10 protein-coding genes are annotated in these 12,729 nt (G+C 66.9%); 4 read left to right on the top strand and 6 right to left on the bottom strand.

All coding sequences use genetic code 11. The features are described from left to right. Positions 1-147: 147 nt before the first annotated feature. Positions 148-618: a nucleoside deaminase gene (locus AC1RKI_RS22310; protein ID WP_492797168.1), complete on the top strand. Its 471-nt coding sequence runs from the start codon at positions 148-150 to the stop codon at positions 616-618. Positions 619-742: 124 nt separating this feature from the next. On the opposite strand, the gene AC1RKI_RS22305 is transcribed toward AC1RKI_RS22310, so the two are convergent. From AC1RKI_RS22305 to AC1RKI_RS22295, 3 genes are all read right to left on the bottom strand, one after another. After that, entirely contained in the window at positions 743-1,690 is a 948-nt protein-coding gene (locus AC1RKI_RS22305) for a Bug family tripartite tricarboxylate transporter substrate binding protein (RefSeq protein ID WP_244789165.1), read from the bottom strand. Positions 1,691-1,902: 212 nt separating this feature from the next. Next, the gene (locus tag AC1RKI_RS22300) at positions 1,903-2,871 is read right to left on the bottom strand and encodes a Bug family tripartite tricarboxylate transporter substrate binding protein (protein ID WP_061953921.1); all 969 of its coding nucleotides are present in this window, start codon (positions 2,869-2,871) and stop codon (positions 1,903-1,905) included. A gap of 216 nt (positions 2,872-3,087) precedes the next feature. Beyond that, positions 3,088-3,999, bottom strand: coding sequence for a LysR family transcriptional regulator (locus AC1RKI_RS22295; RefSeq protein ID WP_061954012.1), 912 nt, complete (start codon positions 3,997-3,999; stop codon positions 3,088-3,090). A 178-nt stretch (positions 4,000-4,177) separates the two neighbouring features. On the opposite strand from AC1RKI_RS22295, the gene AC1RKI_RS22290 reads away from it, so the two are divergent. From AC1RKI_RS22290 to AC1RKI_RS22280, 3 genes are all read left to right on the top strand, one after another. Further along, positions 4,178-5,533, top strand: coding sequence for an MmgE/PrpD family protein (locus AC1RKI_RS22290; protein ID WP_492797166.1), 1,356 nt, complete (start codon positions 4,178-4,180; stop codon positions 5,531-5,533). Between the two features lie 43 nt (positions 5,534-5,576). Next, positions 5,577-7,778: an acetate--CoA ligase family protein gene (locus tag AC1RKI_RS22285; RefSeq protein WP_492797164.1), complete on the top strand. Its 2,202-nt coding sequence runs from the start codon at positions 5,577-5,579 to the stop codon at positions 7,776-7,778. Positions 7,779-7,840: 62 nt separating this feature from the next. After that, positions 7,841-8,986: an acyl-CoA dehydrogenase family protein gene (locus tag AC1RKI_RS22280; RefSeq protein ID WP_492797162.1), complete on the top strand. Its 1,146-nt coding sequence runs from the start codon at positions 7,841-7,843 to the stop codon at positions 8,984-8,986. Positions 8,987-9,152: 166 nt separating this feature from the next. On the opposite strand, the gene AC1RKI_RS22275 is transcribed toward AC1RKI_RS22280, so the two are convergent. The 3 genes from AC1RKI_RS22275 to AC1RKI_RS22265 form a co-directional block, all read right to left on the bottom strand. Further along, on the bottom strand, positions 9,153-9,461 hold the full coding sequence (locus tag AC1RKI_RS22275) for a hypothetical protein (protein ID WP_227460603.1): 309 nt from the start codon (positions 9,459-9,461) through the stop codon (positions 9,153-9,155). Between the two features lie 406 nt (positions 9,462-9,867). After that, positions 9,868-11,265 carry an amidohydrolase family protein gene (locus AC1RKI_RS22270; protein WP_492797160.1) on the bottom strand — a complete coding sequence of 466 codons (1,398 nt, stop codon included), beginning with the start codon at positions 11,263-11,265 and terminating at the stop codon, positions 9,868-9,870. A 4-nt stretch (positions 11,266-11,269) separates the two neighbouring features. Continuing rightward, positions 11,270-12,622 carry a nucleobase:cation symporter-2 family protein gene (locus AC1RKI_RS22265; RefSeq protein WP_492797158.1) on the bottom strand — a complete coding sequence of 451 codons (1,353 nt, stop codon included), beginning with the start codon at positions 12,620-12,622 and terminating at the stop codon, positions 11,270-11,272. Between the last annotated feature and the right edge of the window lie 107 nt (positions 12,623-12,729).

Here is a 12,729-nt window from a genome sequence, read left to right as displayed (position 1 = left end):
GGTGTCGCGCGCGGCGCGTTATGCATCGCCATGTATCTGGCGGCCGCGCTGAAACATGAAGATACGGACGGGCCTGGGGCGCCGTGCGCACGTGAGAAGTGCGCTGCCCGGTTATCATCGGCAGCCCTACAGTCATGGAGAAGCGATATGACCGACGCACAGCGCTATCTGCGCGAAGCCATCCGGCTGGCGCAGGCCAATATGGAGCAAGGCGGGCGTCCGTTTGGCGCGGTGATCGTCCGGGACGGACAGGTGCTGGCCACGGGTGTGAACCAGATCCTGACCACCAACGACCCTACTTCGCACGCGGAGCTCAACGCCATCCGCGCCGCAAGTCAGAAACTTGGCACGCCCAGCCTGGCCGGGTGCGCGGTCTATGCCAGCGGGCATCCATGTCCGATGTGCATGGCGGCGATGCGCCTGGCCGGCGTGGCGGAAGTGGCCTATGCCTATTCGAACGACGACGGCGAGCCGTTCGGCTTGTCGACGGCGGCCATCTACGCCGACCTGGCCAAACCGTTCGCACAGCAGTCGATGAAGATTGCGTATGTGCCGGTGCGCCTTGACGGCGCCGAGGATCTCTACGCGCAATGGCAGCGGCGACAAGCGGGGAAATAGCAGCAGCGCGCGGCGCGCATGCATTGGGAGGGTGCGCCGCCGTTGCCGCCTTCGTCACTGCCCCGGAACTGCACGCCGCTTGCGCCCGGTAGCGCAAAGCGGCAGCCGGGGCGCGGCGACAAGCTCAGTCGAGCGTGATCTTGGCCGCCTTGACGATCTGTGCGTAGCGCGTGGTATCGCGCTCGATCAGCTTGCGAAACTCGTCGGGCGTGCCGCCCACGGGGATGAAGCCGAGTTCGGTCAGCTTGCGCGCCACTTCGGCGTTGCGCGTGGCCGCCGCAATTTCCTTCGCCATGCGATCGACGATCGGCTGCGGCGTGCCGGCAGGCGCCAGCAGGCCGGTCCACGAACTCATCACGAAGCCCGGAAAACCGGCTTCCTCCATGGTTGGGATATTCGGCTCGCCGGGCCAGCGCTTGGCCGATGCCACGGCCAGCACGTTGATCTTGCCCGATTTCACATGCGGCATCGGCACCAGCAGCGGGTCGAACGCCACCGACACTTCGCCCGACACCAGCGCGGGCAGGATCGGCGCGCTGCCGTTGTAGGGCACGTGCGTCATCTTGACCTTCGCTTCCATCGCCAGCCGTTCGCCGGTCAGGTGCGCGGAACTGCCGACGCCGCTGGACCCGAACGTCAGCGTATCGGGATGCTTTTTGCCGTAGTCGACCAGTTCGGCGACGGTCTTCACCGGCACCTTCTTGCTGGCGAACAGGAATAGCGGCAGCTCTGCCATCTCGGCCACGGGCGTGAGGTCGGACGGCTTATAGCTGAGCTTCGAATACAGCGACATGTTCGCGCTGTACGCGGCCAGCACCGACACGAAGGTGTACCCGTCCGGCGCCGCGCGCGCGGCCACGCCGACGCCCAGCGTGCTGTTGGCGCCGGGTTTGTTCTCGATGATGATGGGCTGGCCCAGGCTCTGCGATACGCGCTCGAACACCACGCGCGACACGGTGTCGGTCGACCCGCCCGGCGTGTACGGCACGATGACCTTGATCGGCTTGCTGGGCCACGCATCGGCGGCCAGGGCCGCATGGCCCGAAAACACGGTGGCAATGGCAATGGCCATCACACGCGCAACGCGCGTGGCTTGACGCTTGATACTCACTACATCTCCTTCACTGATATTCTTCTGCGCCCCGTGGATGACCCCGGGGCTCTGTGGCCGATTCAGGCGGCCTTGCGGATTATCGGTGAGGAAGTCTGCCGCGGAAGTCGGGGTCAGCCCCCGGTTTTCGATGCAATGTGCGATAGCCGCACGGCGCGGCGATCGCGTTGTCGTCAGTCGATGCGCGCGCCGGAACTGATCACTACCGGCTTCCACGCCTGATATTCGGCCACCACGAACTTGCCGAAGGCGTCCGGCGCCAGGCTCATCGCTTCGGCGCCTTGTTGCGCCAGCTTGTTGCGCATGTCGGGTTGCGCCAGCGCCTGGGTCACGGTCTGGTTCAGCTTCGCGACGATTTCCGGCGGTGTGCCCTTCGGCGCAAACAGGCCGAACCACGCGCCCGTGACCAGTTTTGGCACCCCGGCCTCGGCCATCGTCGGTACGTCGGGGAGGGCCACGGACCGCTTGCGCGATGTCACCGCCAGTGCCCGCAATTGTCCGCCGCGAATATGCGAAATCACCGAAGGCACGGTGGCAAACATGAACTGCACGCGCCCGGCCAGCAGGTCGTTGAGCGCATCGGCGCCCTTGTACGGCACATGCGTGGTCTTTACGCCGGTGCGCTCGTTGAACAGCACGCCGGACAGATGCGCGGCGGTGCCGACGCCTGTGGAGCTGAAGTTGAGTTGATTGGGATGCGCGCGCGCATAAGCCACCAGTTCCTGCACGGTGGTGGCCGGCAGGTTCGGATTGACCACCAGCACGTTCGGCACGTCGGCAATCGGCGCGACCGGCTGCAGGTCGGTCTGCGGGTTGACCTTGAGCCGCGTGTAGAGCGTGGGATTGATCGCCACGGGCCCCACCGACGTGGCTAGCAGCGTGTAGCCGTCGGCGTCGCTGCGGCCGACAAAATCGGTGCCGATATTGCCGCCCGCGCCGGGACGGTTTTCGACCACCACGCTCTGGCCGAGTGCCTTGCCCATCTGCTGCGCCACCTCGCGCGCCAGGATGTCGGTGGTGCCGCCCGCGGTAAAGGCCACCACCACGCGGATCGGTTTGGATGGGTAGGGCTGTTGCGCATGCGCGTTTGCGGCGCACACCAGCAGAACCCCGACGGCCGTGCGCCGCAGGAAGTCTTTCATCGCTGTCTCCGGTCTGGTTCTTGTCATGGGCGTTGCGCGCCGCAGCGCGGCGGCAATCCCTGTCATGCATCTTAGAAAGACACCAGCGCCCAGCTTTGACGAAATAGAAACGCAGCCATCATCGGCGGCGGTGCGGATCGAGCGGTGATGCGGACACGGACGCTCGAACGCCGCGCGATGGGTGGCGATGGCGCGACGGGGGCGCGTCCGGCCGCGCTAGCGCGGCTTCAGGAAGTGCTGTTCCATGGTGGCGCAGCGGCTCAGGTGGTCGAGCAGCCGGGCAACGCCCGACGGCAGGCTGTCGCGGTCGCGCACGCATACATGGAAGGTGCGCTCGGCCCAGTCGTCCTTCAGCGTCAGCAACGACAGCCCCATCATCTGCAGGTAATTGCGCGCGATGCCTTCCGGCACCACGGCCAGCCCCAGCCCCTCGCGCACCATGCGGCAACGCGCCTCGAAATTCGACACCTGTGTCTTGACCGTCAGCGGCCGCGAGATCGTGCCCGAGACCAGCGCCAGGAAAGCGTCGAACGTGTGGCGCGGAAAGTAGCCGAGAAAGTCATAGTCGAGCGCTTCTTCCAGATGCAGCGCGCCCCTGGCCTCGAGCGGATGCCCGCGGGGCACCACCAGTCCAACCCGATCGGTGCGATACGGCAGCGAATGCACGCCGGGGCTTGGACTGCGCGCGTGATAGATGCCGATATCGGCGTCGCCGTTGGAAACCATGCGCGGAATGTCAAAGCTGAATGCTTCGATCAGATCGATGCGCGTATCGGGGTCGTGCTTGAGGAAGCCGCTGATATCGGCGGGCAGAAACTGCAGGATCGTCGAACGATTCGACGCGAGCCGGATCTTGGCGATGCCGTCCAGCGAATACGCCGCCAACGCGTCCTGCGCCAGTTGCACGCTGCGCACGATGGCCTTGGCGCGCTGATAGAGCATGGCGCCGGCCGGCGTCGGTTCCACGCCGCGTCCGTGGCGACGCAGCAGCGCGGTACCGGCGCGGCGCTCCAGCTCGGCAATGCGCTTGCTGGCAGCCGACGTCACGAGGTTTTCGCGTTCGGCCGCGCGTGACAGGCTCTTTTCCTCGACGGCGGCAATCAGGATGGCAAGCGAAGGAATGTCCATATCCATGCGGTGAGCGTGCTCCAAAAGGAAAGGCTGGGCCGATAACTGCGTGCGCAGAGTATGCACCAGCGCGCAGCGGTGCGGATGCGCTGCGCGGCTTGGGAGCTTTCACCAAATGTCAAAGCTGGCGCACGCGCCGTTCGTACCATGGAAGCCATTCCAGAAGGAGACAAACGGCATGCTGATCGACCAATTTGCCGCCTATGTCGGACAACAGGCTCACGCGCCGCTGGCCGACGACGTACAGCATCACGCACGGCGCGTGGTGATCGACTGGTTCGCCGCGCTGCTGGCCGGTGTGCCGATGGCGCCGGGTCAGCAGCTTGCGGCGGCGCATCAGAAGGAATTCGGCGTCGGGCACAGCAGCGTGATCGGCCGCGCCGCCACTGCGTTTCCTGCGCTGGCAGCATGGGTCAATGGCAGCGTGTCGCATGCCGCCGAGTTCGACGACATCTTTCGCGATGCGGTCTATCACCCCGGCTGCCCGACGATTGCCGCCGCGCTGGCGCTGGCCGAACATCGCAACGCCAGCGGCGCGGACCTGCTGCGCGCCGTGGTGGCCGGCTACGAAGTCTCGACGCGCATCGGTGCGGCAATTCAGCCGGCGCATTACCGCTACTTCCACACCACCGGCACCGTGGGATGCATTGGCGCGGCAGCGGCTGGCGCGTTGCTGATGGCGCCCGGCGATGCCGAGGTGGCTGGCCACGCGATGGCCACGGCCACCACGTTTGCGTCCGGCCTGCAGCAGGCGTTTCGCTCCGATGCGATGACCAAGGCGCTGCACGCGGGCCACGCGGCGCAGACGGGCGTGCTGGCCGCGCAGGGCGCCGCGCATGGCGTCACCGGCGTGCGCGACATCCTCGAAGGCGACGCGGGATTCGGCGCGGCGCTCTGCGGCAGCCCGAACTGGGATATCGCCACCGAAGGGTTGGGTAGCACATACAACGTGACGCGCATCACGCAGAAGAATCACGGCTGCTGCGGGCATACCTTCGCCGCAATCGACGCCGCCATGCGCATCGTGCGCGATCACGCGCTGGACACCGCGAAGATCGCTGCCGTCCGTGTGCATACGTACCAGGTTGCGCTGGATGTCACCGGCAATTTCACGCCGGCCACGCCGTTCGAAGCGCGCTTCAGCCTGCCTTACGTGGTGGCGCACGGCATCCTGCGCGGCGCGGTGCGGCTCGACGCCTTCGAGCCGCAGCGCCTGGCCGATCCATCGATCCGCGCGCTGATGCAGCGCATCACGCTTGCCGCCGACGCGGAGCTGAGCGCAGCGTTTCCGCGCCAGCGCGCGGCGCGCGTCGAGATCGAAATGGCTGACGGAAAGCGCCATGCGCACTTCGCGCCGTATCGGCTGGGCGATCCGGAAGCGCCGCTCGACGACGCCATGCTGGCCGACAAGTTTATGGAACTGGCCGCGCCCGCGCTGGGCACGGTCAAGGCTGCCGGCCTGCTCGATGCGTTGTGGCGGCTCGACGAGCGCCCGGTGCGCGATCTGGGCTTGCACGCATTGCTCGCGGGTTGAGCGGCGCAGCGGCATTGCTCCCATTTTCAGGAAGGACGGATTCATGATCGGAATCGATAACGACATCGCGCGTGGCCCCGGCCATGCGGAAATGGAAAAGAAGCCGGACGCGCCGCGCGCCAACGATGGGCTCGGCGCTCGCGGCGCAACGGGAAGCGTGCTGGCCCGCGCGTTGTTTACACCGGATGTGGTGGCGCTGGTGGGCGCCTCGGCCGATGAACGAAAGAACACCGCCCGGCCACTGCGCTTCATGCGCAAGCACGGTTTTGCGGGCCGCATCCTGCCCGTGAATGCGGGCCGCAGCGAAGTGATGGGCCTGGCCGCGTACCCCAGCGTGGCGGCCTTGCCCGAATCGATCGACCATGCGTTTGTGATGGTGCCCGGTGCGCAGGTGATCGACGCGCTGGAGCAGAGCGCGGCGCGCGGCGCGCGCGTGGTGACGGTGTTTTCCGATGGTTTTGCGGAACTTGGGGAAGCGGGCATGGCTGCGCAGCAGGCGCTCGCGGCGCGTGCACGCGCGCTTGGCGTGCGCTTGCTGGGACCAAACAGCATCGGCGTGGTCGATGTGCACAGCGGCGCCATCCTGTCGGTCAATGCCGTGCTCGAAATGGACGCGCTGCAGGCCGGTTCGGTCAGCGTGATTTCGCAAAGCGGATCGATGCTGGGGGCGCTGCTGTCGCGCGGCGCAGCGCGCGGCATGGGGTTTGCCAAGCTGGTGTCCGTCGGCAACGAGAGCGATATCGGCGTGGGCGAGCTGGTCGACATGCTGGTGGACGACGCCGCCACCGCAGCGATCCTGTTGTTCCTGGAGACGATCCGCGATGCGGCGGTGCTGGGCCCGGCATTGCGGCGCGCCCGCGCGGCCGGCAAGCCCGTGCTGGTCTACAAGCTGGGCCGCTCCGCACAGGGCGAGGCGCTGGCGCAATCGCACACCGGCGCGCTGGCCGGCAATGACGCCGCCGTCGACGCGTTCCTGCGCAAGCATGGCGCGATGCGCGTCGAGATGCTCGAAACGCTGTTCGAAGCCGCACCACTGGCCATTCGCCATGCACGCACCGTGCCCGCGCTGACGCGTGCCCCGCGCGTGGCCGTGGTGACTACCACCGGCGGCGGCGCGGCTACCGTGGTCGATCGGCTGGGCCTGGCCAACGTGGAAGCAGTGCCGCCGCCCGATGCATTTGTCGCGCATATGGCCGCGCGTGGCGTGAAGATTCGCCAGACGCCGATCATCGACCTGACGCTGGCCGCCACCAGCGCGCAGTATCGCGACCTCGTCGAGCAGATGGTGCAAAGCGATTGGTGCGATGCCGTGCTGTGCGTGGTGGGATCATCGGCGCAATTCCATCCGCAATTGGCAGTCAAGCCAATCGTCGAGGCCAGCGTCACGCGCGGCAAACCGCTGCTGGCGTTTCTGGCGCCCCATGCCGCGCAATCGCTGCAGGTGTTGCAGGCCGCTGGCGTGCCGGCGTTTCGCACCCCGGAAAGCTGCGCCGACGCACTGGCCTGCCTGTTCCGTGCAGCTGCTGCAGCAGCCGATGATGAGGGGAGTCCATCAGCGCCGTCGACGCCGTGGCCACCAAATCTGCCGATCCGGGGCAATCTGACCGAACTGGAAGCTGCCGCCGTATTCCAGGCGCTGGGCGTGCCGATTGCCGCGGCCGCGCTGGTCCGCGGCGAATCGTTGGCCCATCCGGTGCCGTATCCGGTCGTGGCCAAGATCTGCTCGCGCGACATCCTGCACAAGACCGAGATCGGCGGCGTACAGGTGGGCGTGCGCGATAACGCGGAACTGGCCACCGCCGCCGCGCGGCTGCTGGCCAACGCGCGCCAGGCCGCACCCGATGCGCAAATCGACGGCATCCTGGTGCAGCGCATGGAAGACCGGCTGCTGGAGCTGATGCTCGGCTATCGCAACGATCCGCTGGTTGGGCCGATCGTGGTGCTGGGCGCGGGCGGCGTCACAGCCGAACTGCATCGCGACGTGAGCCTGCGTCCCGCGCCGGTCAGCCTCAGCGAAGCACGGCAGATGATCGACGAGGTGCGCTCGACGCGTCTGGTGCGCGGATTCCGCAACCTGCCGCGTGGCGATGTCGACGCGCTGGCCGATGCAATCGTGCGCTTCTCGCACCTGTGCGCGATGCAGGGCGTCACGGTGGACGAAGCCGAAATCAATCCGCTGTTTGTGCGCGCCGATGGCGTGGTCGGTGTCGACTGCGTGCTGCGCCTGGCGGAACCTCAAATCTGAACACCAGGCGGATCACCACGGCGCGCACGCGCGTTGCCGAACCGCCATCCGGAGACAACGACATGCATTTCAAGCTCACCCCAGAACAGCAGGAATTCCAGGACGCCGTCAGCCGCTTCGCGCAGAAGACGCTGCGGCCCGGCGCTCGCGAGCGGGCCCACACCGACGCCTATCCGTGGGACGTGGCGCGGATGATGGCCGAACAAGGACTGCTGGGCATCACGATCGCCGAGTCCGATGGCGGGCAGGGCGGCACGCTGATGGACGCAATCATTGCCATCCAGGCCGTGGCCGGGCATTGCCCGCGCAGCGCGGACGTAATTCAAGCCGGCAACTTCGGCGCCATCCGGGTGTTGGCCGAGTACGGCTCGGCGGCGCAGAAAGCCAAATGGCTGGCGCCGCTGCTGCGCGGCGAGACGCTGATCTCGGTCGGCATGACGGAGCCCGAAGCCGGTTCCGCCGTGACCGAACTAAAGACCGCCGCAACGCCCGATGGCGACGGCTATCGCATCAACGGCACCAAGATCTTTACCACGCACGGCCCGCATGCCGATGTGATCCTGGCCTACGTGCGCTTTGGCCCCGGCGTGGGAGGCATCGGCTCCGTGCTGATCGACACCAAGGCGCCCGGCGTGCGGATCGGACAGAAGTCTCGCTTCATGTCCGGCGAAGAGTGGGCGCAGATCTACTTCGAGGACGTCCATGTGGCGGCCGAAGACGTGCTGCTGGCCGAAGGCGGATTCAAGAAGCAGATCGCGGGCTTCAATGTCGAGCGCATGGGCAACACGGCGCGGTCGCTGGCGCTGGGCCGCTACGCCTATGAAGTGGCGCGCCAATGGGCGCTGCAGCGCAAGCAGTTTGGCAGGCTGCTATGCGAATTCCAGGGCCTGCAGTGGAAGTTTGCCGACATGAAGATGAAGCTCGATGCGGGCCAACTGCTGTTGTATCGGGCGGCCAGCAATGCCGACAGCGGACTGCCGTCGGCCGAGGAAACCGCAATCGCCAAGGCGTTCTGCAATCAGGCCGGCTTCGACATCGCCAACGAGGCGTTGCAAGTGATGGGTGGCATGGGGTACAGCCAGGAAGAACTGGTCGAATACTGCCAACGCCGCTGCCGCGGATGGATGATCGCGGGCGGTTCGATCGAGATCCTGAAGAACCGCATCGCCGAATCGGTCTTCGAGCGCACGTTTTCGCAGCGGCCCTGACGCGCGGCGGACGAAATCCGCGCCAATCGGTATGCAGGCGGAAGCGGCGCGCGTCGCTTAGTGCGAGGGTGCGCGCCGGGACGCCGGCGTCTCCGACTACTTGCGGATCGCTCACGCGCAGCGCGGCGTTCGCGCGCGTATGGGCGGGTGGTCGCCGGACGCGCGCTCAGTCGTCGTCATGCCAGCGGTGCCACTCGTGCCGGCGCCATTCGTGTTCGCGCCAGCGTTGCTCGCGGCGCCATTGCCGTTCCTGCCATTCGCGTGCGCGCCAGTCGTCGTAGTAACCGGGCGCGACCACTACCGGCGCGGGCGGTGCCACCACGACGGGCCGTGGGGCGTAGTACACCGGCGGCGGGGGCGCGGCTACATAGGCTGGCACGCCGATGCCGATGTCGAAATTGACGTGTGCCTGCGCGGCGCCGGAGGCGGCCAGCGCGGCGATACCAAGGGTCGCGGCGAGAAGAATCTTGTTCATGGGGGCGTCTTGTACCTTGCTGCCTGTATGCCGATAGTAACGGCGCCCCTGCGCGTTCGTTGACCCGTGGTGACGAGCCTTTGTAAGCTGTTGTATCGCCTTGCGCGGCGGCAGGCGGGGCCGGCCCGCGTGCGAAGATCGCGCGATTTGCAAGGCATTGGCGGGGCAATCGATGCGCATGTACGGCTCACACCCGCTGATGCCCGCCACGGCGGCGATGTGGATCGCCGCGCGGCTGTTACCGGTTGATGCATCTTGGCGACACGGCGGGTCCGGGAAACTTGTCGTTCCTTAAGCGCACCTTAAGAACCCGCGCGCCGCGATGTTGCCGCTGGAACTTGCACAACGATTTTTACGCGAGCGGCATGCGCGGTGCCGCCGCTCGCATTGTTGCCGCATCGATTGACTAGGGCCGCAGCGTTTCCAGCGCCGCCTGGGCGTCGCGCCGCAAGCGCTCGATATCGAGGCCGACGACGGCGCCGTCGCGCACCACATGGCGGCCCCGCACAAAGACGTCGCGCACCGGTGTGGGCTCGCCTGCGGCCACCGGCGCCGTGGCGATGTCGTGGAAGCCCGCAAAGCGCAGGCCGCTGACGTCGTAGATCGCCAGGTCCGCGGACTGGCCCGGCGCCAGCGTGCCGACGCCAGGCAGCCCCAGCACCTGCGCACCGCCGGCCGTGCCCCAGTGAATCACCTCTTCGACGCGCGTCTGATCCGCGCCGCCCAGCGCGCGATGGATTAGCCACGCGAAGTTTGCCTCGTGGACCATGCTGCCCGATTCGTTCGACGCCACGCCATCGACGCCGATCGACACCGGCACACCCGCATTGGCCATGGCGCGCACCGGCGCGATACCGCTGCCCAAACGCGCGTTGCTGACTGGGCAATGCGCCACGCCCGTGCCGGTCTGACCGAGCATGCGGATCTCGTCGGGCGTCACGGTCACCAGATGCGCAAACCACACATCGGGCCCGAGCCAGTCGTGATCGGCGACGAACTGTACCGGCGTGCAGCGATATTTCTCCGCGCAGAAGCGCACGTAGTTGTCGGTTTCCGACAGATGCGTATGCAGCCGCAACTGCATGCCGCGCGCAAATCCGGCCACTTCGCGCAGCAGCGCGGGCGGCATCGAGAAGGTTGGCGTAGTGGGCGCGACCACCACGCGACGCAGCGCGTCCGCGCCGGCATCGTGATAACGCGCCTTCAGCCGCTCGATATCGCCGAGCATTTCATCGAACGTTTCCGGCACCAGCGCGGTGGCACGCATGCCGGGGTGGTCGGACTTCGACTGCACCGCGCCGCCCCGGCACAGCACCAGTCGCATGCCGAATTCCTCGGCCACGTCGAACAGTACGTCGCCGGTTTCGGCACCATGCCCGTGGTGGTAGAGGTAGTGATGATCGGCACAGGTGGTGGTGCCCGACAACAGCAGCTCGGCCATGCCGAGCCGCACCGCGGTGCGGAAGATCTCGGGCGTGAAGCGGTCCAGGCGCGGATATGGCACGCTGGCCAGCCATTGCTGCAGATCGGCGTTCATGCCCGCTGGCACGGCCTTGAGCAGGTTCTGAAACAGGTGGTGGTGCGTGTTCACCCAGCCCGGGTACACCACGCAGCCTGTCGCATCGATTACGGTCTCGCCCGGTTGCGGAGCGAGGCCGGCGGCCATTTCCGCCACGCGGCCGTCGCGCACGCGCAGGTCGATCGCGCCCGCGCGCGCCGCGGCGCCGGTGCGGCCGGTCATCACGGCCGCAGCGTTGCGGATCAACAGATCGCCGGAAGCGATGGAGTGGGTAGGCGTCGTCATGGTTTCAGACCTCAGGAACATGTTCGCCGGTGACGGCCAGCTCGTGATCGTCGTCGCGCGTGGGCACGCCATTGAGCAGCAGATTCAGAAGTACCGACACCACGCAGGAAATGATCACGCTGCTGTGCACGAACGGCTGCAGCGCGGCGGGCAGCTTTGCCAGCAGGTTGGGCATGATTACCGGCATCAGCGCGCACGCCAGCGTGATGGCTACCACGCTCAGGTTTGCGGGCTTGCGTTCGTAATCGACCTGCCCCAGTGTGCGGATGCCTGCCGCGACCACCACGCCGAACATCACGATGGTGGCGCCGCCCAGCGCGGCGGCGGGGATCGACGAGAACAGCGCGCCGATCTTCGGCACCAGCGCCACGGCGCACAGCATCACGCCGCAGACCGCCACCACCCAGCGGCTGCGCACGCCGGTGACGATCACCAGCCCGACGTTCTCCATGAACGCGATGAACGGAAACGCCGCGAACATGCCGCCGATGGCGCTGGCCAGGCCGTTGGCGCGCAGGCCACAGGTGGCCTCGCGTTCGCTGACGGGCCGCTTGACGATATCGCCGATGGCCACGAACAATCCCATCGATTCCACCATCTGCACCACCATCACGATCACCATGGTGACGATGGCGCCCGCGTTGAAGGTCGGCATGCCGAACGCGAACGGCATGACCATCGTGAACCATGGCGCGCGCGCCACCTCGTCGAAGCTGCCCATGCCGAGCAGCCATGCCGCCGCGCCGCCGATCATCAGGCCGATCAGCACGGCCAGGCTGCGCACCAGCCGGCCGCCGTGGCTGTTGATGAACAGGATCAGCGCGATGGTGCCGAACGCCACTACAAAGAACAGCGGCGAGCCGAAGTCCTTCGCATTGTGGCCGCCGCCGGTCCATTGATACGCGACCGGAAACAGCGACAGCCCGACCGAAGTGATGATGCAGCCGCTGACTACCGGCGGGAAGAATCGCTTGAGCCGTCCGATGACCGGCGCCAGGAACATCGTCACCACGCCGGCGCCGATCACCGCACCGCATACGCCGGTGAATCCGAGCGACGGGTCGGAGCCGATCGCGATCACGGGTCCCACCGATCCGAACGCCACGCCCTGCATCAGCGGCAGGCGCACCCCGAACTTCCAGAAGCCGACCGTCTGCAGCAGCGTGGCGATGCCCGATGTAAACAACGCGGTGCTGATCAGCAGCGTGGTCTGTGCAGGCGTCATCTTCAGCGCGCCGGCCACGATCATCGGCACGGCAATCGCGCCCAGATAACTTACCAGCATGTGCTGAAAACCTAGCGAGACCATCGCCCGCGCTGGCAGGATCTGGTCGACGGGATGGACGGGGGTGGTCATGGGGGCGCTCCTGCCTTGTGGTGTGGGTGTGCACCCAACTTAGCGACGCCGCAACCGGTCTCGTAGCAACATTGCGAATGCGCACGCATGGAAGCGAAATGGCAGGG

Source organism: Cupriavidus sp. GW822-FHT06G04 (assembly GCF_058799075.1).
This window is presented reverse-complemented; position numbering and strand designations above follow the sequence as displayed.

Bases quoted from the DNA above. Each gene is read 5' to 3' on its own strand.
- AC1RKI_RS22270 (WP_492797160.1), bottom strand. From the start codon at position 11,265: ATGACGACGCCTACCCACTCCATCGCTTCCGGCGATCTGTTGATCCGC.
- AC1RKI_RS22280 (WP_492797162.1), top strand. From the start codon at position 7,841: ATGCATTTCAAGCTCACCCCAGAACAGCAGGAATTCCAGGACGCCGTC.
- AC1RKI_RS22310 (WP_492797168.1), top strand. From the start codon at position 148: ATGACCGACGCACAGCGCTATCTGCGCGAAGCCATCCGGCTGGCGCAG.
- AC1RKI_RS22275 (WP_227460603.1), bottom strand. From the start codon at position 9,461: ATGAACAAGATTCTTCTCGCCGCGACCCTTGGTATCGCCGCGCTGGCC.
- AC1RKI_RS22295 (WP_061954012.1), bottom strand. From the start codon at position 3,999: ATGGACATTCCTTCGCTTGCCATCCTGATTGCCGCCGTCGAGGAAAAG.
- AC1RKI_RS22300 (WP_061953921.1), bottom strand. From the start codon at position 2,871: ATGAAAGACTTCCTGCGGCGCACGGCCGTCGGGGTTCTGCTGGTGTGC.
- AC1RKI_RS22290 (WP_492797166.1), top strand. From the start codon at position 4,178: ATGCTGATCGACCAATTTGCCGCCTATGTCGGACAACAGGCTCACGCG.
- AC1RKI_RS22285 (WP_492797164.1), top strand. From the start codon at position 5,577: ATGATCGGAATCGATAACGACATCGCGCGTGGCCCCGGCCATGCGGAA.
- AC1RKI_RS22305 (WP_244789165.1), bottom strand. From the start codon at position 1,690: ATGGCCATTGCCATTGCCACCGTGTTTTCGGGCCATGCGGCCCTGGCC.
- AC1RKI_RS22265 (WP_492797158.1), bottom strand. From the start codon at position 12,622: ATGACCACCCCCGTCCATCCCGTCGACCAGATCCTGCCAGCGCGGGCG.